Source organism: Variovorax nitratireducens, assembly GCF_051216545.1.
In the GTDB taxonomy this organism is placed as follows: Bacteria; Pseudomonadota; Gammaproteobacteria; order Burkholderiales; family Burkholderiaceae_C; genus Variovorax.
In genome coordinates, this window is record NZ_JBPJZO010000003.1 from 181,855 (window position 1) to 207,483 (window position 25,629).

22 protein-coding genes are annotated in these 25,629 nt (G+C 65.5%); 10 read left to right on the forward strand and 12 right to left on the reverse strand.

Features of this window, described 5'->3' with window-relative positions; genetic code table 11:
- Nucleotides 1-129 precede the first annotated feature (129 nt).
- On the forward strand, nt 130-1,470 hold the full coding sequence (locus tag ACSFA8_RS10100; RefSeq protein WP_435479380.1) for a LysR family transcriptional regulator: 1,341 nt from the start codon (nt 130-132) through the stop codon (nt 1,468-1,470).
- On the opposite strand, the gene ACSFA8_RS10105 is transcribed toward ACSFA8_RS10100, so the two are convergent.
- A complete protein-coding gene (locus ACSFA8_RS10105; RefSeq protein ID WP_435479381.1) occupies nt 1,451-3,304 on the reverse strand; it encodes a pectate lyase in 1,854 nt (617 codons plus the stop codon). The two genes, ACSFA8_RS10100 and ACSFA8_RS10105, sit on opposite strands and share 20 nt — an antisense overlap.
- Before the next feature lie 91 nt (nt 3,305-3,395).
- Here ACSFA8_RS10105 and ACSFA8_RS10110 point away from each other — a divergent pair, with 91 nt between their 5' ends.
- Together ACSFA8_RS10110 and ACSFA8_RS10115 are read left to right on the forward strand one after the other, a co-directional pair.
- Nucleotides 3,396-5,663, forward strand: a complete 2,268-nt coding sequence (locus ACSFA8_RS10110; RefSeq protein ID WP_435479382.1) for a bifunctional metallophosphatase/5'-nucleotidase — start codon at nt 3,396-3,398, stop codon at nt 5,661-5,663.
- Nucleotides 5,664-5,696: 33 nt separating this feature from the next.
- A complete protein-coding gene (locus ACSFA8_RS10115) occupies nt 5,697-6,902 on the forward strand; it encodes a tetratricopeptide repeat protein (protein WP_435479383.1) in 1,206 nt (401 codons plus the stop codon).
- A gap of 419 nt (nt 6,903-7,321) precedes the next feature.
- On the opposite strand, the gene ACSFA8_RS10120 is transcribed toward ACSFA8_RS10115, so the two are convergent.
- Nucleotides 7,322-7,489, reverse strand: coding sequence for a hypothetical protein (locus ACSFA8_RS10120; protein ID WP_435479384.1), 168 nt, complete (start codon nt 7,487-7,489; stop codon nt 7,322-7,324).
- Between the two features lie 157 nt (nt 7,490-7,646).
- Complete coding sequence (locus ACSFA8_RS10125; RefSeq protein ID WP_435479385.1) at nt 7,647-8,405, reverse strand: hypothetical protein; 759 nt, start codon at nt 8,403-8,405, stop codon at nt 7,647-7,649.
- Between the two features lie 258 nt (nt 8,406-8,663).
- Here ACSFA8_RS10125 and ACSFA8_RS10130 point away from each other — a divergent pair, with 258 nt between their 5' ends.
- Nucleotides 8,664-10,454 carry a SulP family inorganic anion transporter gene (locus ACSFA8_RS10130; protein ID WP_435479386.1) on the forward strand — a complete coding sequence of 597 codons (1,791 nt, stop codon included), beginning with the start codon at nt 8,664-8,666 and terminating at the stop codon, nt 10,452-10,454.
- A 115-nt stretch (nt 10,455-10,569) separates the two neighbouring features.
- Here ACSFA8_RS10130 and ACSFA8_RS10135 read toward each other — a convergent pair whose 3' ends face one another.
- The 3 genes from ACSFA8_RS10135 to ACSFA8_RS10145 are packed head-to-tail and all read right to left on the reverse strand — an operon-like array spanning nt 10,570 to nt 13,545.
- Entirely contained in the window at nt 10,570-12,066 is a 1,497-nt protein-coding gene (locus ACSFA8_RS10135) for a tripartite tricarboxylate transporter permease (RefSeq protein ID WP_435479387.1), read from the reverse strand.
- A gap of 13 nt (nt 12,067-12,079) precedes the next feature.
- On the reverse strand, nt 12,080-12,553 hold the full coding sequence (locus ACSFA8_RS10140; RefSeq protein ID WP_435479388.1) for a tripartite tricarboxylate transporter TctB family protein: 474 nt from the start codon (nt 12,551-12,553) through the stop codon (nt 12,080-12,082).
- A complete protein-coding gene (locus ACSFA8_RS10145) occupies nt 12,550-13,545 on the reverse strand; it encodes a tripartite tricarboxylate transporter substrate binding protein (RefSeq protein WP_435479389.1) in 996 nt (331 codons plus the stop codon). The genes ACSFA8_RS10140 and ACSFA8_RS10145 overlap by 4 nt, the downstream gene beginning before the upstream one ends.
- 242 nt (nt 13,546-13,787) lie before the next feature.
- On the opposite strand from ACSFA8_RS10145, the gene ACSFA8_RS10150 reads away from it, so the two are divergent.
- From ACSFA8_RS10150 to ACSFA8_RS10160, 3 genes are read left to right on the forward strand one after another with little or no spacing between them, the layout of a single operon-like run.
- Nucleotides 13,788-14,102: an ArsR/SmtB family transcription factor gene (locus ACSFA8_RS10150; protein WP_435479390.1), complete on the forward strand. Its 315-nt coding sequence runs from the start codon at nt 13,788-13,790 to the stop codon at nt 14,100-14,102.
- Nucleotides 14,103-14,105: 3 nt separating this feature from the next.
- Nucleotides 14,106-14,573, forward strand: a complete 468-nt coding sequence (locus ACSFA8_RS10155; protein WP_435479391.1) for an SRPBCC family protein — start codon at nt 14,106-14,108, stop codon at nt 14,571-14,573.
- Nucleotides 14,570-14,986 carry a GFA family protein gene (locus ACSFA8_RS10160; protein WP_435479392.1) on the forward strand — a complete coding sequence of 139 codons (417 nt, stop codon included), beginning with the start codon at nt 14,570-14,572 and terminating at the stop codon, nt 14,984-14,986. The genes ACSFA8_RS10155 and ACSFA8_RS10160 overlap by 4 nt, the downstream gene beginning before the upstream one ends.
- On the opposite strand, the gene mdeB is transcribed toward ACSFA8_RS10160, so the two are convergent.
- Nucleotides 14,983-17,595 carry an alpha-ketoglutarate dehydrogenase gene (gene mdeB / locus ACSFA8_RS10165; RefSeq protein ID WP_435479393.1) on the reverse strand — a complete coding sequence of 871 codons (2,613 nt, stop codon included), beginning with the start codon at nt 17,593-17,595 and terminating at the stop codon, nt 14,983-14,985. The two genes, ACSFA8_RS10160 and mdeB, sit on opposite strands and share 4 nt — an antisense overlap.
- A gap of 226 nt (nt 17,596-17,821) precedes the next feature.
- Here mdeB and ACSFA8_RS10170 point away from each other — a divergent pair, with 226 nt between their 5' ends.
- Nucleotides 17,822-18,292: a hypothetical protein gene (locus tag ACSFA8_RS10170; RefSeq protein WP_435479394.1), complete on the forward strand. Its 471-nt coding sequence runs from the start codon at nt 17,822-17,824 to the stop codon at nt 18,290-18,292.
- 21 nt (nt 18,293-18,313) lie between these two features.
- Here the strand turns inward: ACSFA8_RS10170 and ACSFA8_RS10175 are convergent, their stop codons facing one another.
- Nucleotides 18,314-19,513: a lipocalin family protein gene (locus ACSFA8_RS10175; RefSeq protein ID WP_435479395.1), complete on the reverse strand. Its 1,200-nt coding sequence runs from the start codon at nt 19,511-19,513 to the stop codon at nt 18,314-18,316.
- Nucleotides 19,514-19,557: 44 nt separating this feature from the next.
- Nucleotides 19,558-20,895 carry a glycerate kinase type-2 family protein gene (locus tag ACSFA8_RS10180; protein WP_435479396.1) on the reverse strand — a complete coding sequence of 446 codons (1,338 nt, stop codon included), beginning with the start codon at nt 20,893-20,895 and terminating at the stop codon, nt 19,558-19,560.
- A gap of 40 nt (nt 20,896-20,935) precedes the next feature.
- Here ACSFA8_RS10180 and ACSFA8_RS10185 point away from each other — a divergent pair, with 40 nt between their 5' ends.
- Nucleotides 20,936-22,318: an 8-oxoguanine deaminase gene (locus tag ACSFA8_RS10185; RefSeq protein ID WP_435479397.1), complete on the forward strand. Its 1,383-nt coding sequence runs from the start codon at nt 20,936-20,938 to the stop codon at nt 22,316-22,318.
- A gap of 20 nt (nt 22,319-22,338) precedes the next feature.
- Here ACSFA8_RS10185 and ACSFA8_RS10190 read toward each other — a convergent pair whose 3' ends face one another.
- Nucleotides 22,339-23,544, reverse strand: coding sequence for a urate hydroxylase PuuD (locus ACSFA8_RS10190; protein WP_435479398.1), 1,206 nt, complete (start codon nt 23,542-23,544; stop codon nt 22,339-22,341).
- A gap of 189 nt (nt 23,545-23,733) precedes the next feature.
- Nucleotides 23,734-24,534 carry a xanthine dehydrogenase accessory protein XdhC gene (gene xdhC, locus ACSFA8_RS10195; RefSeq protein WP_435479748.1) on the reverse strand — a complete coding sequence of 267 codons (801 nt, stop codon included), beginning with the start codon at nt 24,532-24,534 and terminating at the stop codon, nt 23,734-23,736.
- 89 nt (nt 24,535-24,623) lie between these two features.
- On the opposite strand from xdhC, the gene ACSFA8_RS10200 reads away from it, so the two are divergent.
- Nucleotides 24,624-25,103 (forward strand): hypothetical protein, encoded by a 480-nt coding sequence (locus ACSFA8_RS10200; protein WP_435479399.1) that lies wholly within the window; start codon nt 24,624-24,626, stop codon nt 25,101-25,103.
- Between the two features lie 113 nt (nt 25,104-25,216).
- Here the strand turns inward: ACSFA8_RS10200 and uraH are convergent, their stop codons facing one another.
- Nucleotides 25,217-25,567: a hydroxyisourate hydrolase gene (gene uraH, locus ACSFA8_RS10205; protein WP_435479400.1), complete on the reverse strand. Its 351-nt coding sequence runs from the start codon at nt 25,565-25,567 to the stop codon at nt 25,217-25,219.
- Between the last annotated feature and the right edge of the window lie 62 nt (nt 25,568-25,629).

Below are 25,629 nucleotides of genomic sequence, written 5' to 3' on the forward strand. Positions count from 1 at the left end.
TTGCGTCGAGTGTGATGGCCGACGCCGGCGCGTGGGCTGAATTCGCGTTACCCTCCCATCAGACTTTTTTATCGAATGGGGTTTACCCGCAGCACCATCGAACCCATTTGCAAGAGGACACAGGCGACCGTGACGCACAGGGAACAACAAGACAAAGTTATCGACAGGACGCAGGGAGGCGCCCTTGCCATCAATCTGCGGCACCTGCGCGCGTTCTCAGCGGTGGCCGCGGCCGGCAGCATTGCCGCAGCCTCCGAGGATCTGTACCGCGTCGCCTCGGGCGTCACGCGTTCCATCTCCGAACTCGAGCAAACGCTGGGCCGCCCGCTGTTCGATCGCCGGTCGCGCGGCATGACGCTCAACTCGTACGGCGAACTGGTGCTGGTGAGGGCGCGCCGCATCGAGCGCGAGTTCGAAGACGCACGCGGCCAGCTCGTCCTGCGCGACGGCAACAGGGCCTCCGCCGGGGTCAGCTCGCTGTTCACCTCGATCCTCAACGGACGACGCCTCGCGGTGATCGCGAGCCTGGTGGAAAACCGCAACATGCCCATGGTCGCGCGCGAATTCGGAATTACGCAGCCGGCCATCAGCAGTGCGCTGAAGGCGCTGGAGCGCGGGCTCGGCATCGCGCTTTTCGATCGCAAGACGCGCGGGCTGGCGCCCACGGCGGCGGGCGAAGTGGTGGCGTTCTACTTCAAGCGGGTGCTTGCGGAACTGCGGCACATCGGGCCGGACATTGCGGCCAGCGAAGGGACGTTGCAGGGGAGCGTCAACGTCGGGGCGCTACCGCTCGGCCGCACGCGGATCCTGCCGCTCGCGATCGCTTCGCTGCTCGCACGCCATCCGCAACTGCATGTCGCGACGGTCGAAAGCCCGTACGACGCGTTGGCAGCATCGCTGCGCAGCGGTGACATCGACTTCATCCTGGGCGCACTGCGCAGCGCCGACGAGGCAAAGGATTTGCAGCAGGAAGCGCTGTTCGAGGATCGCATTTCGGTGATCGCACGCGCCGGCCATCCGCTCACGCGCGCTGCGCGCATCGACTTCGATGCCTTGCGCCAGGCGACGTGGGCGCTCTCGCGCCACGGCGCACCGTCGCGCGAACTCCTCGAGCGCTTTTTCTCGCAAGCGCGGCAGGCGCCGCCGGTGCCCGCGGTCGAGACCGGCGACCTCGCCGTGCTGCGCGGCCTGCTGCTCGAAAGCGACATGTTGACCGCGATCTCGGCCCACCAGCTGCGCTACGAGATCCGGGACGGCAGCCTGGTCGTGCTGGATTTTCCGCTCGACCAGACGCGCCGCGAAATCGGGATCACCCAGCGGCTGGGCGCATTCCCCTCGCCCGGAGCGCGGGCCCTGATGCAGGAGATCGGCACGGTCGTGGCCCGATCGCCCGATTTCCGGGTGGCGGGAGGGCCGCACCCAGAACATCCTCGCACGGCTAAAGCCGGGCTCAGGTCACCGGTGAAATGAATGAGATCAGCCGCCCCATGCGGGCAATAAAGTTCGACGTGATGATGAACTGTGGCTTCTCGCGCTTCACATACGGTGCGATGTCGGGCGGCACATCGGCCGGATAGGGCGAGGTGTCGTAGACATCGCCGACGTGGCGGCTGCGATAGGCTGTGCCGGTGTACGGCGTCGTCGGGCCGTTGCCGCGATACGGGTTCACGATCTCGGGCACGGGCGCGGTCCAGTACTTGCCATCCACCAGCGCGGCCACGATCGTCTGCACCTCCGCTTCCGGCACCACCGGCGTCTTCAGCACGGCGCCTTCGAACAGATCCGGGAAATCCACTTCGCGAACGGCAGTGAAGTATTTCGGCAGGGCACGGGCCGAGGCGGCCCGCAACGGCGACTTGGCGACCATCGCGTCGATCTGCGCCTGCGTCATCGCATTGAGCTCGTCCAGGCGCTTCTGCAGCGCGCCGGTATCCACCGAGCGGCCCGACGAATAGTGGCTGATCGTGTTGGTGATGTCCTTGTCGAAGAAGTACGCACCGTTATGGATGTTGGAGCCGTAGCGGTGGATATAGAGCGGCTCGTTCGTATCGAGTTCGATGAACGTGGCTACATTGCGGCCCGCGAGCAGCGGATTGATGGTCGCGACGTTGGCGGGAAGCTGGATCAAGGGTGACTTCAGCCAATCGATCGCCTTCTGCAACTGCGACAGGTACTTCTTGTCCCCGGTCAGCGTGAAGTAGCCGAACAACTGCTGAATGTTGGTCTGCGTCGTGTGAGTGGCGAGCGAGCGCGGCTCGTAAGAACGCGCACCGGCCGGAGCGCCTGCAGGGCGGCCATTCGTTATGCGCGACAGGTGCTGAAGGCTCCAACCCGACTGCAGAGGTTGCACCGCTGAGGTCCACTGCAGCCGCTGCATGCAATCCATTGCCCGCGTGATGCTGGTCACCAAGTCCGTGCGGCCCAGCGTCATCACGCACATGGTCAGGAACTTGATGTTCTCGCCCATGACGTCGTCGTTGAAAGTCACATGCAGCGTGTAGTCGCTGTCTTCCATGCCCGCACGCGCGCCCACAGGCAACTGCTGCGGGTTGGGCAAGGGCATCGAGCTGATCGCGTTCGGGTTGTGCGGAAAGCGCTGCGGCCAGCCGCCGTCGGCCACGCCGAACTGAGGGCCGAACTGCGCATCGGTGATGAACTTGATGGCCTTGTCGGTCGCGGCCTGGTAGACCGGATCCTTTTTCTCCAGGTACATGCGCAGCATCAACTGCGAAGCCACGGCGGTGGTGGCGTCGTCGAAGGTCGCATTGCCGTAGTAGTGCTGGAACTCCTCCAGGCGCCAGCCGTTCATGCCCACCGTCTCGTACCAGTGCTGCAGCGACGCCTCGCCGGCGAAGTCATAGATGTAGTTCCATCCGCCCGAGCTGTGCTGGGCAGCGGCGACTGCCTTGGCTGTGCGGTCGGCCGCATCGTAGAAGCGCTCATCCCCGGTCGCGTGATAGGCATCCAGATAGAGATGGCCGATGGAAGAGGTGCCCGGCGGCTGCAGCCAAAGCATGGTGCGCTTGGCTTCCATTTCGCCAAAAGTCTGTGTGAGGTCGGGTGAATACGACCAGACATAGCCGCCCCGGTAGGAGACGACTTCGTCCATATAGGTGGCGGCGCGCTTGAGTGCCGCCGCGGCGGTGGCCCGCGATGTCGGGGCGGGCGCGGGGCCCGGCGCGGGGGCCGGCGCGGGAGCTGGAGCCGGCGCGGGGATCGGGAAGTTGGGCCCGTCGCTGCCGCCACCACAGGCGGCCAGCGCCACGGGTGACAGGACCGAAATTGCAAACTGTCTGCGTTTCATGGCATTTCCCTCTATTGATTGATGGGGTAAGCGCGCTCCGGTCGTCAGATGTCGTACAACACCAGTTGTCTACGCCGCAGCGGGCGAATTATTGGAGGCGCCCCTTCGGGGAGTCAATGGGAGAATCCAAGGAATATTTGATTCAAAAGGTAAGCAGTCGGCGGCTAGTTGTAGGACAACGTACGATCTCGCCGCGGAGGGGCGGCTGAGGCTGCGCACTGGGCGTCACGACACGGTCACCCACGACCGCGAAAGTCAGCGCCAGCGCGGACCCCGCGCCCTTCGAAGCCGATGGATCAACCAGGAATCCGCCATGCCGACGAACCGCTTCATGCTCGCCTGTGCATTGACCGCCGCTGCTGCCGGCGTCGGCGCCCTTCCAGCGCACGCCCAGCCTGGCGCCGCCGGGCCGCGGCAGATCGTCGCAGCCAACGACGACCACCGCGAGAGGGACCGCGACGATGCGCGTGGACGGAACCGAGACCGCGATGACGACCGCCGCGGCCGTTGGCGCGAACCGATCAAGATCAAGATCATCGGTTTCAACGACTACCACGGCAACCTGCAATCGCCTGGCACCTTCGGCGTCAACACCCTGGTTCCGGCGGCCCAGCGGCCCGCCGTGGGCGGCGCCGAATACCTCGCGGCCTATGTGGCCCGATTGAAATCGCAGAACGTAATGAATGTGGTGGTTGGCGCAGGCGATTTCATCGGTGCGTCGCCGCTGATCTCTGCCTTGTTCTTCGACGAGCCTGCGATCGAAACACTCAACAAGATCGGCCTCGACTTCAACGCTGTCGGCAACCATGAGTTCGACAAGGGTTCTGCGGAGCTCAAGCGCCTGCAGAACGGTGGCTGCAAGCTCACCGATGGCGTGCCGGATCCCAACAGCTGCAAAGGCTTGGGTTCGAATGCGCCTGGCACCTTCGACGGAGCGAAGTTCAAGTGGTTGTCCGCCAATGTCGTCGAGACGGCCACGGGTCGCACCCTGTTCCCGCCTTACGGCATCAAGACTTTCCATGGTGCGAAGGTCGCCTTCATCGGCATGACCCTGAAGGGCACGCCGAGCATCGTCACGCCGACCGGCGTAGCCGGCCTCGAGTTCCGCGACGAGGCGCAGACAGTCAACGCCCTGGTGCCGCGCCTGCGTGCAGAGGGCGTGCAAGCGATCGTCGTGCTGGTGCACCAGGGCGGGTTTCAGACCAGCCCCAACGTCGGCGACATCAACGGCTGTGATGGTGACCTGAAGAACGCCGACGGCAGCGACTCCGAGATCGCGAAGATCGTCAAGGGCCTCGGGAACGGCGTCGACCTGGTGATCAGCGGGCACACGCATGCCGCGTACAACTGTTCGTCCAACACTGTCGACGTGAAGAGCGTGAACGGCGCGACTGTGAGCACGCCGCGCCCGACCGGATTGCCGAACAGGCACGGTCGGCTGATTCCAGTCACGAGCGCAAGCGCTTTTGGCCGCGTCTTGACCGACATCGATCTGACGCTGCATCCGCGCTCACACGAGGTGATCGCCGTTTCAGCGACGAACCGGCTGGTGGATCGCACGGACGTGGCGATCAACCAGGCGATCGTCACCGACCCCAGCGTGAAGAACGTGGTCGACGGGTACAGCGCACTGGTGTCGCCGCTCGCCAACCAGGTGATCGGCACCATCGCCACGCCGCTGCCCAATGCAGCAAATGGCGCAGGCGAGATGCCGGCCGCCAGCCTGATCGCCGACGCTCAGTTGCAAGCCACTCAGCCGGCGGCGCTCGGCGGGGCCGTGATGGCGTTCATGAACGCCGGCGGCGTGAGAAATCCTGGCTTCGCGGTCGCTGGTGCCAGCTATCCCGCCAACGTCACCTATGGCAACGCCTTCACGGTGCAGCCCTTCGGCAACAGTCTGGTGACCTTGACGCTGACCGCGCAACAGCTCAAGGACGTGCTGGAGCAGCAGTTCACCGGATGCCGGGGCCAGACCGCGCAGCGCGTCATGCAGGTGTCGAACGGCGTCAAATACGCATGGAGCGCGTCGGCCGCGCCTTGCTCGAAGATCGTCAGCATGGTGCTGACACCGACCGACGTCACTGTCACACCGCCCGTGGCGACAGGCGCCCCGGAGACGATCGTGGCCAACGGCGTCGTGCTGAACCCGACCAAAACCTACCGGGTCACCGTCAACAATTTCATGGCCACCGGCGGCGACGGCTTCACGGTGCTATTGGGCGGCACCAACGTGCTCGGCGGCGCACAGGACATCGATGCACTCACCGCCTATCTCAACGCCGGCTACAAGGCGCCGAAGCCCGCCTATGACCCGACGCTGCCGGCGCTGGCGATCCCCCGCATCACGCAGGTACCTTGACGGGCTCGAGAGTTGAAGGCGAGCCTTCGTGATGTGTCCCTGGTCGCGCTCGCGTGGGTCGCATTGGGCGTGCCCGCCGCGCCCGTCAACGCACAGCCCGCGGCGAGCGGTGTCGCGCCACGCTCTGCCGCAGCGATCACGGACATGCGCGTGCTCGACCCAACTGTGGTGGCCGCCCGTCTGGCGCTGCTGAGGCGCGCAGAAGCAGAACTCGCGCGCGGCGATACGGTGGCCGCCACGGATACATTCGATCGCGCCGCGATGATGCTGCACGCCCCCGACACCGAGATGGGGCTGGTGCGGGCCTACATGCAGGCTGGGCAGTACCGGCGCGCACTGGCGTTCTGCGCCCACGTTGCCGGCGCCCACCTGGAATCCGCGCCGGCGGGTGCCCTGTATGCATGGTTGTTGCGCGCGGGCGGGCAAGCGGCGGTCGCCGAGCGCACGCTGCATGCCACCCTCGAGCGCTCGCCGCACGACCCCGTGGCGTTCGAGGTGCGCCGGGCTTTCTCGGCGCCGAGGCGACTGGCGACCGGTCTGCTGCTGCAGGTCCCACACCGGATGGCGCCGCAGGCGTTGATGGAAGGTAGGCAGGCCGCGGTGCCGGAGGCGGCGCGAGTCGTGTCCAGCGGCGTGCTGATCAACGAAGGAACGATGGCCCTGATACCCAGCGCAGTCGCGCGCCTCGCCCCATCCGGCGAACTCTGGGTACGCAACGGGCTCGGGCGAACCACGCGGGCGCGGGTCGATCCAGTGAAGCAAGGCTTCGAAGCCCTGGGCTTGAGCTTGCTGCGCCTGGATGCCGCGCTCGATGGCAATGGAACGCAGCCCGTGCCGGGTCGTGCTCCGTTCGCCGGGAGCGTCGGCTTTGCCGTGGAATACGCGCCATCCGACACCGCGGTGCCCGCGTGGCCGTCGCTGAGCCAAGGCTTCTTCGGCCTCGTCGAGGGCAACGCCAAGCTTCGGCGATTGGGTATCGAGGTCGCCGACGGGCCGCACGGGGGACCGGTTCTCGATGCCAGTGGTCGTCTCGCAGGCATCGTCCTGCGAGGGGCCGGCGGCGAGGCCTTGATGCTGCCCGCTTCGCGATGGCATGACCTGGTGGCAGTCACACCCGACAGTTCGACGCGCGATGCACTCGACGCGAACCAGCCAGGACGGGCCGCTCGTGCGATATCGGTCGATGAGGCGTACGAGCATGGACTGCGACTGGCTTTGCAGGTCATGGTGCTGCCCTGAGTCACACCACGACCGAAAGCGGCGATCCCACCTGGCGCGCGCGGGCCAAGACGGACGCTTGTTGTAGAGACGGTCGAGGACATCGGGAACCTCAGGATTCGAGGCGCAAATTGCATTCCCTACCAGCGTCCACGACCGTCACTGCAAATCCTCGCATTGCAATCTGACGTGCATGTGACTTCAGCCACCCGGCAGCACGAAAGCCTGCCTCCGGATTCCCGTCGTCGCTGACGATGATGAATCGGACCACGCCGTGGATGACGGCCGGGCACACTCCTTCTGCGCGCTCCAAACCCTGAAGACCTGGAACCGCGACACGGCGCGCTCGGTCGAGAGGCTCGCGCCAAACTTTGTTACGCCTTCGCCAGGGCCATTGGAGTATGTTCCCAGCCTTTCCCCTCTGGGCTTCGCATACCTTTTCATCTTGAGGAGCGATAAAGATGTCCCGATATCTCTGCGAATTGAAGAATCTTCTGACGGATCTGAAGGATCGCTACGGGGAAGGCGATGATTCGGTGCAGCAGGTAAAGCACGAGCTCGAGGCCGTTGAGGCCACGGAGTCCGTGCATCAGAACCTGTTCGCTCATGGCCGCGACCGCCTTCTCCGCAGGAGCGGCAGGCACAGTTGGGAAGGCTATTCAAGCCTCTTGCACTCAACCCAGCGCCCGCCCCCTCTTGGCTAGGCCTCCCTGCGCAGGCAGGCATCGCCAATGACCTGAGGTTGCCCCGCGGGCTTCAGTTGGCCTACTTCTTCGGACGCCCAGCCTTCAGCGGCGCCAGCGAATCCAGCGCACCGCGCAGTTGGGTATCGGTGAGTCGTTGAAGCGCGTGCAGCCCGGCGCGCAGAAGCTCGCTCTTCTTGGCGGGGCGTTTGAAACCTAGCGCGCGGTCCTTGAGGACGGCAATCAGACCGAAGTCCTGCTGGGGCATCGTGAAACTGTCGCGCACGAGTTTGGCTTTGGTTTTGGCTGCACCGCGGACGGATTCGGGGACAGTGGCCTGGACAGACGTCGCCAGTACCGTACGGGGAGCAGCAGGCCTTGAGACCTGAGCAGGCGCGACCACAGCCTTCACCGCCTTGGCCTTCAGTGGCCCCTTCTTCGCAGATATCTTCTTGGCAGATGCCTTTTTAGCTGGTGTCAGCTTCTTGGACGCGGCGGTTTTGACGCCGACTTTGGCTGATACCGCTTTCTTGACCACCGTTTTCTTTTTCGCCGAGGACGTCGTGGTCAGAGGTTTTGCCGGCTTGGCCTTCCGAGGCGAGACCTTCTTGGCGGCCGCCTTCTTCGTCGCGGCTACTTTGGGCTTGCGCACCGGCGCCTTCTTGAGCGCCGACGTTTTGCGTGCAACAGGCGCCTCGCTTGGCGGGTTCGATGGCCGCTGCGTTGTGTCGGGAGTTGTCGCCTCTGCCGGTGCCTGGATCGCGGAGTCGATCGCTGCCGGGTCGGTCGCGTCGCTGGGCTCGAAAGCCATTTCGTTGTGGGTCAGATCGAAGTCAGTCATTGAGGATTTTCAAATATGGTGTAAATGATTTACACCATTATTTTGAACGAAATGAAAGTCTTCATCAAGAGCCTCCCCTCGCCGGCAACCCAGTGAGGCCCGTGTCATTCGCATCGAATGGGTGCCGCATGCGGCAGTGCATCAAGGGTTCGGCAAACATCTTGCGCGACACGTCGAAGCGGGCAGCGTCAGCACCCGCATCTTTCCCCTTGCCTTTCTTTACGCGCATCTGCACTCTCCACCAAGCGACAGCGACTTATGAGCAATTTGGATCCTTCGTCCCCCCTCCCGGAACCGGGCCGTATTGCGCGGCGGGCGAAGGCCGCCGATCAGACCGGGTGGAGCCGCTGGCTGCCGGGACTCCGCACACTGCGCGGGTACCAAGTGGCCTGGTTGCGGCACGACATCGTTGCCGGACTGGTGCTGACCACGATGCTGGTGCCCGTCGGCATCGCCTACGCGGAGGCGTCGGGCTTACCCGGCATTTATGGCCTCTACGCGACCATCGTTCCGTTGCTCGCGTACGCCGTGTTCGGACCCAGTCGGATTCTGGTGCTGGGCCCGGATTCTTCATTGGCTGCCGTCATTCTCGCCGTCGTCCTTCCGCTGTCCGGCGGCGACCCGCTTCGCGCGGTCGCCCTTGCGGGCCTGATGGCGATCGTGTCGGGGACGGTGTGCATCCTCGCCGGAGTCGCGCGCCTGGGCTTCGTCACCGAGCTTCTCTCCAAGCCGATTCGCTACGGCTACATGAATGGCATCGCGCTGACGGTATTGATCAGCCAACTGCCCAAGCTTTTCGGCTTTTCGATCGAGGGTGACGGACCGTTGAAAGACCTACGGGCAATCGCTACAGCGGTGATGGATGGAAAGACCAACAGGACCACGTTCATGGTCGGCGCAGGCACCCTGGCGGTCATCCTGCTGCTCAAGGGCAGCAAGCGCTTGCCGGGCATCCTGATCGCCGTGGTCGGAGCGACCCTCGTCGTTGGCGTGCTGGGCCTTGCGGCACGTGCTGGGGTGTCGGTTCTCGGCGCCCTCCCCCAAGGTCTGCCTGCGTTCACCATCCCGTGGCTCACTGCCGCCGACATCGTCCCCGTCCTGATCGGCGGTTGCGCCGTCGCTCTCGTCTCGTTCGCCGACACCAGCGTGCTCTCTCGTGTCTATGCGGCGAGGACCCGCACCTATGCCGACCCGAACCAGGAGATGGTGGCGCTCGGCGCCGCCAACCTGGCGGCCGGACTTTTTCAGGGCTTTCCTGTCAGCAGCAGTTCGTCACGCACTCCCGTGGCCGAGGCCGCAGGCGCCAAGACCCAGCTGACCGGAGTCGTCGGCGCGCTGGCTGTTGCCCTGCTGCTTGTGGTGGCGCCGGATCTGCTGAAAAACTTGCCCACCAGCGCACTGGCCGCTGTCGTGATCGCATCGGCCATCGGCCTGATCGAGGTCACCGATCTGCGGCGAATCTATCGCATCCAGCGCTGGGAGTTCTGGCTATCGATCGCCTGCACCGTCGGCGTGGCCGTGCTGGGCGCGATTGAGGGTATTGGCCTGGCCATCGTGATTGCGGTCATCGAATTCCTGTGGGATGCCTGGCGCCCCCATTTTGCGGTTCTGGGACGCGTCGACGGCGTCAAGGGCTACCACGACATCACACGCTATCCCGGTGCGCGTCTCGTCCCCGGCCTGGTTCTGTTTCGGTGGGATGCTCCGCTGTTTTTCGCCAACGCCGAGTTGTTCCAGGACCGGGCGCTCGACGCTGTGGCTTCATCGCCTACGCCTGTGCGCTGGCTGGTCGTTGCGGCGGAACCAGTCACCAGCGTGGACGTGACCTCCGCCGACATGCTGGCCGAGTTGATCGAAACCTTGCGGGCGGCTGGCATTCAGTTGTGCTTTGCCGAGATGAAGGATCCCGTCAAGGACAAGCTGAAGCGGTTCGGGCTTTTCGATCGGCTTGGGGAAGCGGCGTTCTTTCCGACCATCGGTGCCACCGTCAGCCGATATCTCGAGACCCATCCGGTGGATTGGGTGGACTGGGAGGACGTGGGGCGCTGAGTAGGTCTTCACGGACAGCCACCGCTCAACCTCCTGCGGCGACAATGAAATGCTCCTCAGGTCAACCAGCAGTGCAGGCAAGTTGGTGAGTAACTTCCCGGGCAAACCTTGGAACTCACGCTGCAACTTTCGGTCGGCCGCGAAGCAGACGCCGCAACAGCGGCGCCACCCAGACCAGCACAGACACCACCGCGAGTCCTGCTGCGATAGGCCGGGAGACAAAGCCCATGAGATTGCCGTCGGACTTGATCATGGAGGTGATGAAGTTCTCCTCCAGCATGCCGCCCAGCACCACACCGAGGATCGCGGGTGCGATCGGAAACTTGTTCTCTTCGAGGATGTACGCGATGAAGCCGGCGACCAGCATGACGCCGATGTCGAACAGTGAGTTGTTGATCGCAAAAGCGCCAACGATGCAAAACAGCATGATCAGTGGCATCAGCACGTTGCGCGGAACCAGAAGGATGCGCTTGGACACCTTGATGCACAGGATGCCGAGCGGAATCATGATGATGTTCGCGATGATGAACAGCATGAACACCGCGTAGATGTTCTGCGGGTTCGTGGTGAACAGCGTCGGCCCGGGGTTCAGGTTCTTCATGTAGAGCACGCCGATCACGATGGCCGTGATGGAGTCGCCCGGAATGCCGAATACAAGCGCAGGAATCCACGCACCCGCCAGCGCGCTGTTGTTCGCGGATCCCGACTCCACGATGCCTTCGACGTGGCCGGTGCCGAACTTCTCGGGTTCCTTCGAGAACTTCTTGCTCATGGCATAGGACATCCACGCCGCAATGTCGGCACCCGCGCCCGGCAATGCGCCGACCGCCGTACCCAGGACGCTGCCGCGCAGGATCTGCACCGGGTATTTTTTTGCGAGGGCCCACTGCCCCTTCAGCACGCCACCGACCTTGTCGACGACAAGTTCAGCAGGAGGCAGCGTGTCGACCGCGAAGCGGATCACCTCGGACACCGCGAACATGCCGATCATCAGCGGGATCATGCCGATGCCGCCGGTCATCTCGGTGTTGCCGAAAGTGAAGCGCGGGAAGCCGGCGGGGTTACCGAGCCCCACGCATGCAACCAGCAAGCCGAGCAGCAACGTGACGAGTCCTTTCAGCGGCCGGTCAGAGGAGATGAACACGGCACAGGTCAGCCCGAGCAGTACCAGCCAGAAGTATTCGAAAGAGCTGAAGTTGAGCGCGAAGTCGGCCAGCGCCGGCGCAGCGACGATCAGCACCGCGGTACCGAACAACCCGCCAACGGCCGAGAACACCAGCCCTGCGCCAAGCGCGGTCTCGGCCATGCCCTTGCGAGTCATGGCGAAGGCTTCGTCGGTGTAGGCAGCAGATGCCGGTGTGCCCGGGATGCGCAACAGGCAACCCGGAATATCGCCCGAAAAGATCGCCATGGCGGTGGCGGTCACCATCGCCGCGATGGCCGGAATCGGGGCCATGAAAAAGGTCACCGGCACCAGCAGCGCCACGGCCATCGTGGCCGAGAGGCCCGGCACCGCGCCGACGAACAAGCCGTAGAGCGATGCGATCACCATCACCATCAGCGTGTAGGGATCGAACACCATCGAAAAGGCTTGCGCCAAGGCTGAAGACATGGTCTTACCAGGGTTACCAGGCGTACGGCGTGAGCACGCCCCAGGGCAGCGGCACCCGCAGCAGCTTGTAGAAGGCCGCGTGAATCAGCAGCGTCGCGATCACGGCGATTGCCACCGAGCGTCCGGCCGGCACTCGCAATGACCACATCAGCGCCAGCAGGATCAGGACCGAGGTCAGCACGAAGCCGAGCCGTTCCGACACGAGGATGTAGAACACCACGCTCAGCAGCGTGATGGCGAAAGCGAGCGCGTGGCGGGGCGAACGGATCCACTCGTCGAAGTGAAACCATTGCACGGTCGCGCGCTCGCGCAAGCCCTTCAGCAGCAGCATGGCACCGCAGACGCAGAGGCCGGTGGCGATCAGGCCCGGAAACAGCGCCGGGCCGACCTGCTGGCCCGGAATCTTCGGGTAGCCCTGCACCACCGCGAGCACGGCAGCGCCGAGCACCAGCAGGATCAACCCGAAGACCGCATCGTTGAACTTCACTTGGCGATGCCCACGGCCTTCATCGTGGCACCGAGCTCGGTGTCGGATTTGGCCATGTACTTGCCGAAGTCGTCCGGCCCTGCATAGATGACGCCGAAGCCGCGCGAGGCCATGAAGTCGGTGTACTCCTTGCTGGCGGCAATTTTCCTGATTGCCGCGGCCAGCTTGTCGCGTGCATCGGCCGGGATGCCCTTGGGCGCGACGATGCCGCGCCATGCGGCCATGGTCCAGTCGCTGCCGATTGCGGATTTCAGCGTCGGGACGTTGGGATACAGCGCCGACGGCTTGTCGCTCATGATGGCAAGGCTCTTGACCTTGCCGGCGTCGATCAGCGAGCGCGCTTCGGGCAGCGACACGGGAGCGACATCGACACCGCCTGCCACCATGTCCTGCAGGCCGGGTGCGGCGCCGTTGCTGGGCACCCATGGCACTGCCGCCGGGTCGATCTTCTGGTCGCGCAGCAGGCCGGCGATGGCCAGGTGCCAGATGCCGCCCTGTCCGGTGCCGGATGCCTTCAACTTGCCCGGATTGGCCTTGATGGCGGCGAGCAGGTCATTGACGGTCTTGTACGGAGCGTCAGCGCGCACCTGCACACCTGCCGGATCGGCGTTGACCAGCCCGATCGGCGTGTACGAGGCGCCTGTGAGTTCGGTCAGGCCTTGCCAGTGCATCATGCCGATCTCGACCGTGGCGAGCCCGATGGTGTAGCCGTCGGGCGCTGCCGATGCGATGGCCGCATGACCGACCACGCCACTGCCGCCGGTGCGGTTGACCACCGTCACCGGCTGGTTGATCTCTTTCTCGAGCAGGCTGGCGACGATCCGCGCCGTGGCATCGGTGCCGCCGCCCGCACCCCAGGGAACAATCAGCGTGACCGGGCGTGAAGGATAGTTCTGGGCGGCGGCTGGCAGGCTGCCGGCGAGCAGCGCCATACCGGCGAGCGTGCCGCCCAAAATTGCGACAAAGGTACGGCGAGAGCGGGCAGCGCGCATGGGTGATGTCTCCTGGGGGATGTCGTTGTGCGACGACTGTTTGGGAACGGCATGTTGTCGCACGGTTCGCACTGCCAAGACACTAGGGCGAACCATCGCTTCTGCCCGCCCCTGCGTCTCATCGAACCACTGTCTGCGCGACGAGCGGCTCTGTCGTTGTGAATGCAGGAACCGTCAGGCGGGTCACGCTTGACATGCAGGCATTTACCTGCATATCATTTCCGCACACACAAACACAACGGATGGACGCTGACAAGATTTTCAAGGCGCTGGGCGACCCGACACGCAGAAAGCTGCTCGACCTGCTTTGCGAGCGGAACGGGCAGACGCTGGGCGAGCTCTGCGAGCACCTGGGCATGGCGCGGCAATCGGCCACCCAGCACATCGGGATCCTCGAGGCGGCCAATCTGGTGAGCACGGTCTGGCGGGGCCGGGAGAAGCTGCATTTCATCAACCCGGTGCCGCTGCACGAGGTCTACGAGCGGTGGGTGCGGAAATTCGAACGCCAGCGGCTCAGCCTGCTGCACGACCTGAAGAAGGAACTCGAAGGAGAGTAAGCAATGAACAACGAGAAGACCAGCTTCGTTTATGTGACCTACATCCGCTCGACGCCGGAAAAGGTGTTCGAGGCCATCACGAAACCGGAAATCGCGCGGCGCTACTGGGGCCACGAGAACGTCTCCGACTGGAAACCCGGATCGACCTGGGAGCACGTGCGCGCCAACGAGCAGCGCACTGTCAATGTGGTCGGCAAGGTGATCGAGGCCGTGCCGCCGACGCGCCTGGTCATCACGTGGGCGAGCCCCTCGCAGGCCGCCGATCCCGCCAGCTACAGCCGCGTGAGCTTCGACGTTGCGGCGTACGACGAGATGGTGCGGCTGACCGTCACACACGACGAACTCGAAGCCGGCAGCGGGATGGCCAAGGGCATCCAGCAGGGCTGGCCGATCGTACTTTCCAGCCTGAAGTCCCTGCTTGAAACGGGGCAGGGCATCGACGTCTTCGCCAAGCCCAGGAGTTTTTCATGACCCAGCCCTACACCGGCGGATGCGCGTGCGGCGCGATCCGCTACGCAACCACCCACGCGCCCGTCTTCCAGAACCACTGCCAGTGCCGCGACTGCCAGCGACGCAGCGGCACCGGGCACGGCTCCTGGCTGACCTTTCCCGCGCGCGCCGAGATGACGCTCACCGGCGAGGCGACGCACTGGCAGGTCGCTGGCGACAGCGGCAACATGAAGGATCACGCCTTCTGCCCGGTCTGCGGAACGCCGGTCTACCTGAGCTTCGCCGCGATGCCGGATCTGATCGCGGTTCCTGCGGCCAGCCTGGACGAGCCGGGCCGCTTCGCGCCGCAGGTTCTCACCTACAGCGTCCGCGGGTTGTCGTGGGACGCCATCGATCCTTCGTTGCAGGCATTCGAGCGGATGCCGTCCGTCTAGCCCAATGCCGCTTTCGCCGCACGCACGATGCTCGCCGCATCCACGCCGAAGAAGTCGCGCAGCGCAGCACGCGTGTCGCTGCGGCCGAAGCCGTCGGTGCCCAGCGTGACATAGCGCCGGCCCCCGGGCAGGAACGCACGAACGCTCTCCGGTACGGCGCGCACATAGTCGGTGGCAGCCACGATCGGGCCTGTTCCGCCGGCCAGTTGCTGCGCGATGAAGGGCCTGGCGGCCACCGCTTCGCAGGCCACGCCGTCGCGCGCGAGTTCGCTCCAGCTTGTCACGCTGAACACCTCGGCCCCGATGCCTTCGGCAGCCAGTTGCTGCGCCGCCTTCACCACCTCGGTGAGGATCGCGCCCGAGCCCAGCAGCGTGACCCGGGCCTTCAACGCCGCGGCCGAATCGCCGCCGAGGCGCCAGCAGCCGCGCAGCACGTCGGCATGCGCCTCGGGCGGCAGGCTGGGCTGCGCGTAGTTCTCGTTCATGAGCGTGACGTAGTAGAAAACGTCTTTCTGCTCGACCAGCATCTCGCGGATGCCGGCGTCCACGATCACGGCCATCTCGCCGGCATAGGCCGGGTCGTACGCCTTGCAGTTCGGAATGGTCGCGGCGATCAGGTGGCTGGTGCCGTCCTGGTGTTGCAGTCCCTCGCCGCCGAGCGTGGTGCGCCCCGAGGTGGCGCCAAGCAAGAAGCCGCGTGCACGCTGGTCGGCCGCGGCCCAGATCTGGTCGCCCACGCGCTGGAAGCCGAACATCGAGTAGTAGATGTAGAACGGCAGCATCGCCATGCCGTGAACGCTGTAGCTGGTGGCCGCCGCCGTCCAGCTTGCGATGGCGCCGGCCTCGCTGATGCCTTCTTCCAGGATCTGGCCGTCGGTGGCTTCGCGGTAGCTCAGGATCGAATCGATGTCTTCCGGCGCATAGCGCTGGCCCACGCTGGAATAGATGCCGACCTGCTTGAACAGGTTGGCCATGCCGAAGGTGCGGGCCTCGTCGGCCACGATCGGCACCACGCGCGGGCCCAGTGCAGGGTCTTTCAGAAGCGCGCCGAGCATGCGCACGAAGGCCATCGTGGTGCTCATCTCCTTGCCGTCGGCCGCGACCGCGAACTGCGCATAGGCGGCGAGTTCGGGCTTGGGCACGATGTCGCAAGCCGTTTCGCGCCGCGGCATGGCGCCGCCGAGCGCCGCGCGGTGCGACTGCAGGTACTGCATCTCGGGGCTGTCGTCGGCGGGCCTGTAGAACGCCAGCGAGGTCGCCTGTTCGTCGCTCAGCGGCAGGTGGAAGCGGTTGCGAAAACCGATCAGGTCGGCGCTTTCGAACTTCTTCTGCGAGTGGGTGGTCATGCGGCCCTGCCCTGCACTGCCCATGCCATAGCCCTTCTTGGTGTGGGCGAGGATCACGGTCGGCTGGCCGCGGTGTGCGGCCGCCGCCGCATAGGCCGCATGGATCTTCACCAGGTCGTGGCCGCCGCGCTTCAGGCGGTCGATCTGCTCGTCGGTCATGCCCTGCGCGAGCTGTTTCAACGCGTCGTTCTGGCCGAAGAAGGTGTCGCGGTTGAAGCGGCCGTCTTTCGCGGCAAAGGTCTGCATCTGCCCGTCGACCGTATGGGCGAAGGCGCGGGCCAGCGCACCGGTGGTGTCCCGCGCGAACAGGCCGTCCCAGTCGCTGCCCCAGACCAGCTTGATGACGTTCCAGCCAGCGCCGGCAAACAGCTTTTCGAGCTCGTCGATGATGCGGCCGTTGCCGCGCACCGGGCCATCGAGGCGCTGCAGGTTGCAGTTGACCACCCACACCAGGTTGTCGAGCTTTTCGCGCGCGGCCAGCGTCAGCGCGCTCATCGATTCGGGCTCGTCCATCTCGCCGTCGCCGAACACGCCCCACACCTTGCGACCCTCGCAATCGAGCAGCCCGCGGTGCGTGAGGTAGCGCATGAAGCGCGCGTGGTAGATCGAGCTGATCGGCCCGATGCCCATCGAGCCGGTCGGGAACTGCCAGAAGTCCGGCATCAGGTACGGGTGCGGGTAGCTGCTGAGGCCGCGCGCGCCGCTGCCCTGCGTGAAGGCCGGCGCGGTGAGTTCCTGGCGGTAGTGCAGGAGGTCGCCTTCGCTGAGGCGCCCTTCGAGGTAGGCCCGTGCGTAGACACCCGGCGCGCTGTGCGGCTGGAAGAACACCAGGTCGCCGCCGTGCGCTCCATTGCGTGCGTGGAAGAAGTGGTTGAAGCCTGTTTCGAACAGGTCGGCCGCGCTCGCGTAGCTGGCAATGTGGCCGCCGAGCTCGCCGTACGAATGGTTGGCGCGCACCACCATCGCGAGCGCGTTCCAGCGCATCAGCGAAGCGAGGCGTTCCTCGATGGCGAGGTCGCCCGGAAATGCGGGTTGCGCATCGACCGCGATGGTGTTGATGTACGGGGTCGACAGTTCGGGCTGCCAGCCGATGCGCTGCTGGCGCGCGAGCTGCGCCAGCCCGTCGAGGATCTGGCGCGCGCGCTGCGGGCCATGCGCCGCGAGCAGTGCGGTGAAGGCTTCACGCCACTCGGCGCTCTCCTGCGGATCGGGGTCGACGGCGCCGGCGGGGACATCGGCAGACAATTTTGTAGGGGCATTCATGCGCAGCATTCTGAGGCGCGATGCGCGATTTGTGGTGCGGTAACGGATGGCCCTCGCAGCAGTTCTTTGAACCGCAGCACCCACTACCTGGTACGGGTAACCGTGACGGAATACGCCGCGTTGCAAATGTAAAAGACCGCGATCACGCAAGGTTTGCGAACGTCTCTAAAATCCGCATCGACGGCAATTGCCCCCGACCTCTGCGCTTCGCCTAACCCGGATCCCCATGATTGAGATAGATTTGCCCGCGCAGATTGACACGGTGCGCAGCGTGCTTGCCACCCACGGAATTCGTCCTGCGTTGGCATTGCTCAACGATCGGACACCCTACCGGTATACGGCCATCTACAAGTTGAACGGCGACGTGCTGCGCGCAGAGCATGTGTTCGACCGGCTGTCCGAGTACCGCACCTGGTTGAAGGCGGTTCCGCTCGAAAAGAGCTTCTGCCGGCACGCGATCGAACAGGGCGAATTCACGACCGACCACGTCTCGGAAGACAAGATCCTGATCAACTACCGCCCCTACGTGGGTCTGGTCGAGTCGTACTACGGCCGGCTGCTCACGCGCGCTGGCGGAACGCCCTACGGGACCTTTATTCATTTCGATCTCGAACCCCGAACCATCGACGAGGCCGAAATGGCGTTTCTCCGCGAAGTGACGCCACTGTTCCTCGATCACCTCGAGCAAGTCAACTGACCGCGACGCGGGTCGCGCGGGTTACTTGCGATTCGAAGGCGCGGCGCTGAGCCGGTCGTATCCGCTCAGTTCCAGAAATCCCTCGCCGGTGGTGCTCCCGGTCACCTTCACAGGCCCCTCCCAATAGACGTTTGCCGTCGTTGCACTCGAATCGAATTCGCTGTCGGCAAAAAAAGGTTTGACGTCCAGTACCCCCGAGGGCAGCTTGATGCGCCATCCGACCGCATAGTTGATCCGGGTGCGCGGGCTGGTCCAGTGGGTGACTGGCAGCAGTTCGACCTCGCCGGGGTTGATCGGCGTTGATCCGCTCGCCGTCGATATCGTCCCGGCGGTCGTGACCTTGCGGCCGTCCCTGTCGAAAAGCTCATAGAGCATCAGGTCGGAGCCATCGGCCAGGTGCAATGCAAACCAGTTCCAGCCGAGGCTCAGCACATCGAAATCGCCCCATTGGTGGTCAAACCAGGCCTGACCGCTCACCTCGACGGGTGCTCCGCCGACGGAAACCCGGCCTTGCGCCGCCATGCGCGGGCGCGAGTAGTAGTAGCTGATCCCGCTCTGGCCGAAATCGAGCAGGCCCGGCGTTTTCGACCCTGCCGCGCGGTGGGCGACGACCGGGGCTGAATCGCTCAGGTCGAGCGCGATCGACGCCCCTTCAAAGGAAGCGGTCAACACGTGCGAAGCGCCGGACGCGGCGACCCGCCAGCCCTCCTGCCGGAAGTCATAGCCGTTGGCGACACGTTGCGCCGGAACACCGCCGGTTCGGCTTTGGCTGGAAAAGCGCTTGCCGGTTTGCAGGTCGGTCAGCGCGACATGCATGACCGTGTGCTTGACCAGCGTGTTGGCAACAAAGACCGCGACGTGGAACGCATAGCGCTCGCCGGTCTTGGCGTCGAGGATCCCGTTGTAGTACCACCATTCCATGCCGGAGCCATGCGGTGCGTGGTCGGCCGGCAGGTTCAGCGGCGCCAGCGCGGCGGTTCGCTCCACCGCTTCACCGCGCGCCGCTGCCGGCCGATCAGACGCTGCGGCGGCAGGAATCGGCTCAGACGTCCACAGGTAGAGCAGGCACGCACCGACCACCGCGATCATCGCGATCACCAGCAGCCCCGCATAGGCCCTGAACCCCCGGCGGCGCCGCGTCCGCCGGGTTCGATAGCCGCGCGAACCATCCGGGCTGGCGCGTTGGCGATGCTTGCTGGCCTGGTCGTCGGCGTTCTTCATTGGGGCACCCGGGGTGAACGGCAGAAGCGCAGCCTAGCATTGCGCTAGAGAATCAGCAGCGCCCGGAAGTCGTTGACGTTGGTGTGGGTGGGCCCTGTCACCAGCAGGTCACCGATGGCGTCGAAGTAGCCGTAGGCATCGTTGCGATCCAGAAAGCCCGAAAGCTTGTGGCCCGCCGCCTCGGCGCGCGCCAGCGTGTCGGGCGTGACGAAAGCGCCTGCGTTGTCCTCCACGCCGTCGATGCCGTCGGTGTCGGCCGCCAGCGCCCACACGGCGGGCGCGCCCATCAACGCACCCGCCAGGCCCAGGCAGAACTCTCCGGCGCGCCCGCCGCGCCCCTTGGCCTGGCCGGGCTGGCGCGGCCGGATCGTGACCGTGGTTTCGCCACCCGAAAGAAGGACGCAGGGCCGCGCGAACGGCGCGCCGCGGTGCGCGACCGAGCGGGCCAGCGCCGCATGCACCTTGCCGACCTCGCGCGATTCGCCTTCGATCTCGTCGCTGAGGATGTGCGCGTCGATGCCCGCTGCGCGTGCCGCGGCGGCAGCGGCTTCGAGCGACTGCTGAGGTGTCGCGATCAGATGCACCTCGTTGCCGGCGAACGCAGCGTCTTGCGGATCGGGCGTTTCGAGCGCACCACTTTCGAGGTCGGCCCGCACGGCGGCCGGCAGCTCGATGCGGTAGCGGTCCAGGATGGCGAGCGCGTCGGCACAGGTCGTGAGATCGGGCACGGTCGGGCCGCTCGCGATGATCGCGGCCTCGTCGCCCGGCACATCGCTGATCGTGAGCGTGACCACCTTCGCCGGTGCGCAGGCCGCGGCCAGCCGTCCGCCCTTGATGCGCGACAGATGCTTGCGCACGCAGTTCATCTCGCCGATGTTGGCGCCGCTTTCGAGCAGTTCCTTGTTGATACGCTGCTTGTCGGCCAGCGTCAGGCCTTCGGCCGGCAGCACCAGCAAGGACGAGCCACCGCCCGAGATCAGGCATAGCACCAGGTCGTCGGCCGTGAGCCCTTCGGTGAGCGCCAGGATGCGCTGCGCGGCCTGCTCACCCGCGGTGTCGGGCACCGGGTGCGCCGCCTCGACCAGTTCGATGCGCGGCGCCAACCCCGCGGGCCGTGGCGGGATGTGGCCATAGCGCGTGACGACCAGACCGGAGAGCGGTGCTTCGGCCGGCCACAGCGCCTCGAGCGCCTGCGCCATCGAACCGCCGGCCTTGCCGGCGCCGAGCACAAGCGTACGGCCCTTCGGCGGATTGGGCAGGTGCGCGCCGAGCGTGGACAGCGGCAGTGCGCGATCCACCGCCACGCGATAGAGGTATTCGAGAAAGGCGCGGGGCGCCATCACGGGATCGGGGGTCGCGCCCGCGTCGTTCGATGCGATCATGTCAGTGTCTCCATTCACCTTCTGTTGATTGTCGCGCGCCATGACCACCCTGCTCATCCGCCATGCCGACTGCGTCGCGACCTTCGACGATGCGCGCACCGAACTGAAGAACGCATCGGTCTTCGTGCGCGACAACCTGATCGAAGCCATCGGCCCGGCGGCCGAGCTGCCGCAGGATGCCGACGAGGTGATCGACGCACGCGGCCATCTGGTGATTCCGGGCCTGGTCAACACCCATCACCACATGTACCAGTCGCTGACGCGCGCGATCCCGGGCGTGCAGGACGCCGAGCTGTTTGCGTGGCTGCGCGGGCTCTACCCGATCTGGGCCGGACTGACGCCGGAGATGGTGCAGGTGTCGACTCAGACTGCGATGGCCGAGCTGCTGCTGTCGGGCTGCACCACCAGCAGCGACCATCTCTACATCTACCCCAACGGCGTGCGGCTGGAGGACAGCATCGAGGCGGCGCAGGAAATCGGCATGCGCTTCGTCGCGTCGCGCGGCAGCATGAGCGTGGGCGCATCGGCCGGTGGCCTGCCGCCCGACAGCGTGGTCGAGCGCGAAGACGCGATCCTTGCCGACACGCAGCGCCTGATCGAGCGCTGGCACGATGCCTCGCACGGCGCGATGCTCAACATCGCGGTGTCGCCCTGCTCGCCCTTCAGCGTGAGTCGCGACCTGATGCGCGAGTCGGCCCGGCTGGCGCGTGCCTTTGGCGTGCGCCTGCACACACACCTGGCCGAGAACGACCACGACATCGCCTACACACGCGAGAAGTTCAACGCGACGCCGGCCGAATACGCACAGGATCTGGGCTGGGTTGGCCGCGACGTTTGGCACGCCCACTGCGTGAAACTCGACGCGGAAGGCATCGCGCTGTTCGCGAAAACGAAGACCGGCGTCGCGCATTGCCCGTGCAGCAACATGCGGCTGGCTTCCGGGATCGCGCCAATCCGCCGCATGCTCGACGCCGGCGTGCCGGTCGGATTGGGCGTGGACGGCAGCGCGAGCAACGACGGCGCTCACATCGTGAACGAGGCGCGCCAGGCGCTGCTGCTGGCCCGCGTGGGCCGATCGCTCGAACCTTTCGGCTGCGACCACGGCCCTTCGGAGATGACGGCGCGCGATGCGCTGTCGATCGCCACCCGCGGCGGCGCCGAAGTGCTCGGCCGCACGGACATCGGCCACCTGGCGCCAGGCATGTGCGCCGACCTGGCGCTGTTCAACTTGAAGACGGTCGCCTTCGCAGGCGGGGCGGTGCACGACCCACTGGCGAGTCTGTCCCTGTGCGCAAGTCCGCAGGCGGCCTATACGGTGGTCAACGGGCGTGTCGTTGTGCGAGAGGGGCAGTTGGCGACGCTGGAGGTCGGCCCGCTGATCGAACGCCACAACCGCTTGGCAAGGGTTCTGGCTGCTGGTTGATGGGGTGCTCAAGCGCCGGGCTATTGTGTCTTCGCGCCCGCCTCGAACCAGCGCCCGATCAGCGCACGCTCGGCATCGGTGATGCCGGTGGTGTTGTTCATCGGCATGATCTTGGTGACCACCACCTGCTGGTAGATGCCCTGGGCATGCGCCGTTACCTGATCGGGTGAATCGACCCGCACGTTCTTCATCTGCAATGCCGCGCCGTGGCACTGGTAGCAACGCTGCTCCAGCACCTTTTGCACATCGCCGAAAACCACCTTGGGCGCCACGGCACCGGCCACAGGCGCCGCCGCTGGCTCGGGCTTCATCCAGACGATCGTGAGGCCCAGCACCGCGATGCCGAACAACGCATAGGGCAGCGGGTTGCCCGCGTTGCCGAGCTTGAAGCGATGCCGCACCACGAAGAACTGGCGGATCGCCGCGCCGCCGAGCATGATCAGCAGCAACACGATCCAGTTGTACTTGTGCGTGTAGGTGAAGCTGTAGTGGTTGCTCAGCATCGCGAACAGCACCGGCAACGTGAAGTAGGTGTTGTGCACGCTGCGCTGCTTGCCGCGCTGGCCGTGCACCGGGTCGACCGGCTTGCCTTCGCGCAGTGCCGCCACGTTCTTGCGCTGGCCGGGGATGATCCAGAAGAACACGTTGCCGCTCATGGTGGTGGCCATCATGGCGCCGACCAGCAAAAAGGCAGCGCGACCCGCGAACCACTGGCAGGCCAGCCAGGTCGCGAACACGATGAACAGCGCGATCAGCACGCCGACGATGGTGTCGCCGTTCTTGCGCTTGCCGAAGACCTGGCAGATGCCGTCGTAGACCATCCAGAACACGACGAAGAACGCCAGCGCCACGCCGATGGCGGCGCCGGGCTGCCAGTCCATCCTGCTCTTGTCGATGAGGTAGGTGCTCGCGTTCCAGAGGTAGGACATCGTGAAGAGCGCGAACCCGGTGATCCAGGTGGTGTAGCTCTCCCAGTACGACCAGTGCAGGTGATCCGGCACCTTCTTCGGTGCCAGCAGGTACTTCTGCATGTTGTAGAAGCCGCCACCGTGCACCGCCCACTGCTCGCCGCCCACGCCCTTGTCGAGCGATTCGGGGTCTTGGGGCTTCTCGAGGCTGTTGTCCAGCATCACGAAATAGAAGGAGGCGCCGATCCAGGCGACCGCGGTGATGACGTGCACCCAGCGCAGCAGCAGATTGGCCCAGTCGAGGTAGTAGCTTTCCATGTGCTCTCAACCTTGTCGGCGCATGCAGGCGCCGAGGTAGCTTTGGCGTCTGCTTACCACGGCGGGCACTGCAAGCAGAAAGAAAGCCGCGAACACAGACGCGGGACGCCTGGCTCCGCTGCGGCGGATTGCTGTGAACCGAAGTGTATACACGTTTCTTCCGTCGTGGCCTTATTTCTCGGGGCTAGCTCAATCCAGCAACAACTGTGCCGCTACGGCAACCGCGATCACTTCCGGCTCCTTGCCGCCGATGCCGGGCACCCCGATCGGGCAGGTCACGCGATCCATTTCTGCGGCAGAGAAGCCCCGTGCCTCGAGCCGATGCCGGAAGGTCGCCCACTTGGTCTTGCTGCCGATCAGGCCGACATAGGGCAGGTCATCGCGCTCGCGCATGCGCTTGAGACAGGCGATCACGATGTCGAGGTCTTCGGCATGGCTGAAGCTCATGATCAGCACGCGCGAGCCGGGTGCGAGTTGGACCACCGCACCCTGCACCGGCTCGGAGTGCTCGCATTCGACCTGCACCGGCAGCGCGGCGGGAAACACCCCGTCGCGGCTGTCGATCCAGCGCACCGAAAACGGCAGCGTCGCCAGCAGGCGGGCGAGCGCGGCGCCCACATGGCCGCCACCGAACAGCGCGACCGGCCGCAGCTTCGCCACCAGCTCGCTGCGCAAGGCTGGCGCATCGCCGGCCCTCACCTGCTGGTACGAAAGGAACACGACCCCGCCGCAGCACTGGCCAAGGCTCGGCCCGAGCGGGTAGCGTTGAACCCCGTCGATCGCCGGCGCGCCGGCCAGCATGTCGCGCGCCACCTGGGTGACCTGGAACTCGAGCTGGCCGCCGCCGATGGTGCCCGTCAGCCCCTCGGCCCAGACCGCCATCCAGGTGCCGGCCTCGCGCGGCGCCGAGCCCTGGGTGGACGTGATGCGCACGAGCACCGCGTCCTCATGCGCGAGCCGCTCCAGCATTTCGTCGACGGCGCCGTTCATCATGTAACGCTCCGGCCGCTCCGCGCGCGGCGCGGCACGGTATAAACCTGTCGATGACTTGCCTGCCCACACCCCGCCACATTGGCCGCATGGCCGCCCTGCTCGCCCCGCTGTGGCTTGCCGGCTGCGGAAGCACCAGCCCGACCGCACCGATCACCTCGCCGGTGCCCGGCCAGCTGAGCGATGCAACGCCGCAACCCGGCCCGGCCGGCAAGCCGGTGCCCCGCGCCTCCGCCGCGGGCAATCCGCGCGACTACCGGCGCGATGCGGCGCGTCATGTGTACGAGGCCAACCGCGAACGCATCTACGCCGGCAAGCTGCCGCCGCTCCTCTACGCGGTCGGCACGTTGCAAGTAAACCTGGATACCAACGGGAAAGTGCTGTCGATGCACTGGATGCGTGCACCGAAGCACGCGCCCGAAGTCATCGCCGAGATCGAACGCACGGTACTTGCAGCCTCGCCGTTTCCGCCCGCGACGCAACTCGGCAAGGTCACCTGGACCGACACCTGGTTGTGGGACAAAGGGGGACATTTCCAATTGGACACCCTCACCGAAGGCCAGCTCTAGGTTCATCGCTCGCCCCCAGTCTGCGCGCACTTCGTGTCGCTTCGCCAACCCCCTTCCGGGGCGGGCCGGCCGCTTCAGGCGGCCGTGCGCGGCGGCCCCACGAAAAGTCGGGGTCATGATCCCCTGTACGTCGAATAGCTCCAGGGGCTTACGAGCAGCGGCACGTGATAGTGCTGGTCGGTGTGCGCCACGCCGAAATCCAGCGCCACCCTGTTCAGGAAATTCGGCTCGGGCAGCTTCACGCCGCGCTTCCGGAAATAGCCCGCCACATCGAACACCAGCCGGTAGGTGCCGACCTTGATCGTGTTGTTGTCATAGAGCGGGCCATCGCTGCGGCCATCCGCGTTGAGCGTGAAGCGACGCACCAGCGTCGCCTGTTCGCCTTCGGTGGTGTACAGCGCCACCTCCATGCCGGCCGCGGGGCCGCCGTGCATCGTGTCCAGTACGTGGGTGCTCAGGCCCATGGATCGCTCCTTGAATGTCTGCCGGAAATTCCAGTGGACAAAAGTGTATACAGTTATTGGCT

What these genes read in the sequence shown, in the direction of transcription:
- ACSFA8_RS10200 (WP_435479399.1), top strand. Translation starts at nt 24,624, where the DNA reads ATGGCCGCCCTGCTCGCCCCGCTGTGGCTTGCCGGCTGCGGAAGCACC.
- ACSFA8_RS10135 (WP_435479387.1), bottom strand. Translation starts at nt 12,066, where the DNA reads ATGTCTTCAGCCTTGGCGCAAGCCTTTTCGATGGTGTTCGATCCCTAC.
- ACSFA8_RS10120 (WP_435479384.1), bottom strand. Translation starts at nt 7,489, where the DNA reads ATGAGCGAACAGGTTCTGATGCACGGACTCCGTGGCCTCAACGGCCTC.
- ACSFA8_RS10170 (WP_435479394.1), top strand. Translation starts at nt 17,822, where the DNA reads ATGATTGAGATAGATTTGCCCGCGCAGATTGACACGGTGCGCAGCGTG.
- ACSFA8_RS10180 (WP_435479396.1), bottom strand. Translation starts at nt 20,895, where the DNA reads ATGATCGCATCGAACGACGCGGGCGCGACCCCCGATCCCGTGATGGCG.
- ACSFA8_RS10125 (WP_435479385.1), bottom strand. Translation starts at nt 8,405, where the DNA reads ATGACTGACTTCGATCTGACCCACAACGAAATGGCTTTCGAGCCCAGC.
- xdhC (WP_435479748.1), bottom strand. Translation starts at nt 24,534, where the DNA reads ATGAACGGCGCCGTCGACGAAATGCTGGAGCGGCTCGCGCATGAGGAC.
- uraH (WP_435479400.1), bottom strand. Translation starts at nt 25,567, where the DNA reads ATGGGCCTGAGCACCCACGTACTGGACACGATGCACGGCGGCCCCGCG.
- ACSFA8_RS10160 (WP_435479392.1), top strand. Translation starts at nt 14,570, where the DNA reads ATGACCCAGCCCTACACCGGCGGATGCGCGTGCGGCGCGATCCGCTAC.
- mdeB (WP_435479393.1), bottom strand. Translation starts at nt 17,595, where the DNA reads ATGAATGCCCCTACAAAATTGTCTGCCGATGTCCCCGCCGGCGCCGTC.
- ACSFA8_RS10185 (WP_435479397.1), top strand. Translation starts at nt 20,936, where the DNA reads ATGACCACCCTGCTCATCCGCCATGCCGACTGCGTCGCGACCTTCGAC.
- ACSFA8_RS10145 (WP_435479389.1), bottom strand. Translation starts at nt 13,545, where the DNA reads ATGCGCGCTGCCCGCTCTCGCCGTACCTTTGTCGCAATTTTGGGCGGC.
- ACSFA8_RS10150 (WP_435479390.1), top strand. Translation starts at nt 13,788, where the DNA reads ATGGACGCTGACAAGATTTTCAAGGCGCTGGGCGACCCGACACGCAGA.
- ACSFA8_RS10105 (WP_435479381.1), bottom strand. Translation starts at nt 3,304, where the DNA reads ATGAAACGCAGACAGTTTGCAATTTCGGTCCTGTCACCCGTGGCGCTG.
- ACSFA8_RS10175 (WP_435479395.1), bottom strand. Translation starts at nt 19,513, where the DNA reads ATGAAGAACGCCGACGACCAGGCCAGCAAGCATCGCCAACGCGCCAGC.
- ACSFA8_RS10190 (WP_435479398.1), bottom strand. Translation starts at nt 23,544, where the DNA reads ATGGAAAGCTACTACCTCGACTGGGCCAATCTGCTGCTGCGCTGGGTG.
- ACSFA8_RS10155 (WP_435479391.1), top strand. Translation starts at nt 14,106, where the DNA reads ATGAACAACGAGAAGACCAGCTTCGTTTATGTGACCTACATCCGCTCG.
- ACSFA8_RS10130 (WP_435479386.1), top strand. Translation starts at nt 8,664, where the DNA reads ATGAGCAATTTGGATCCTTCGTCCCCCCTCCCGGAACCGGGCCGTATT.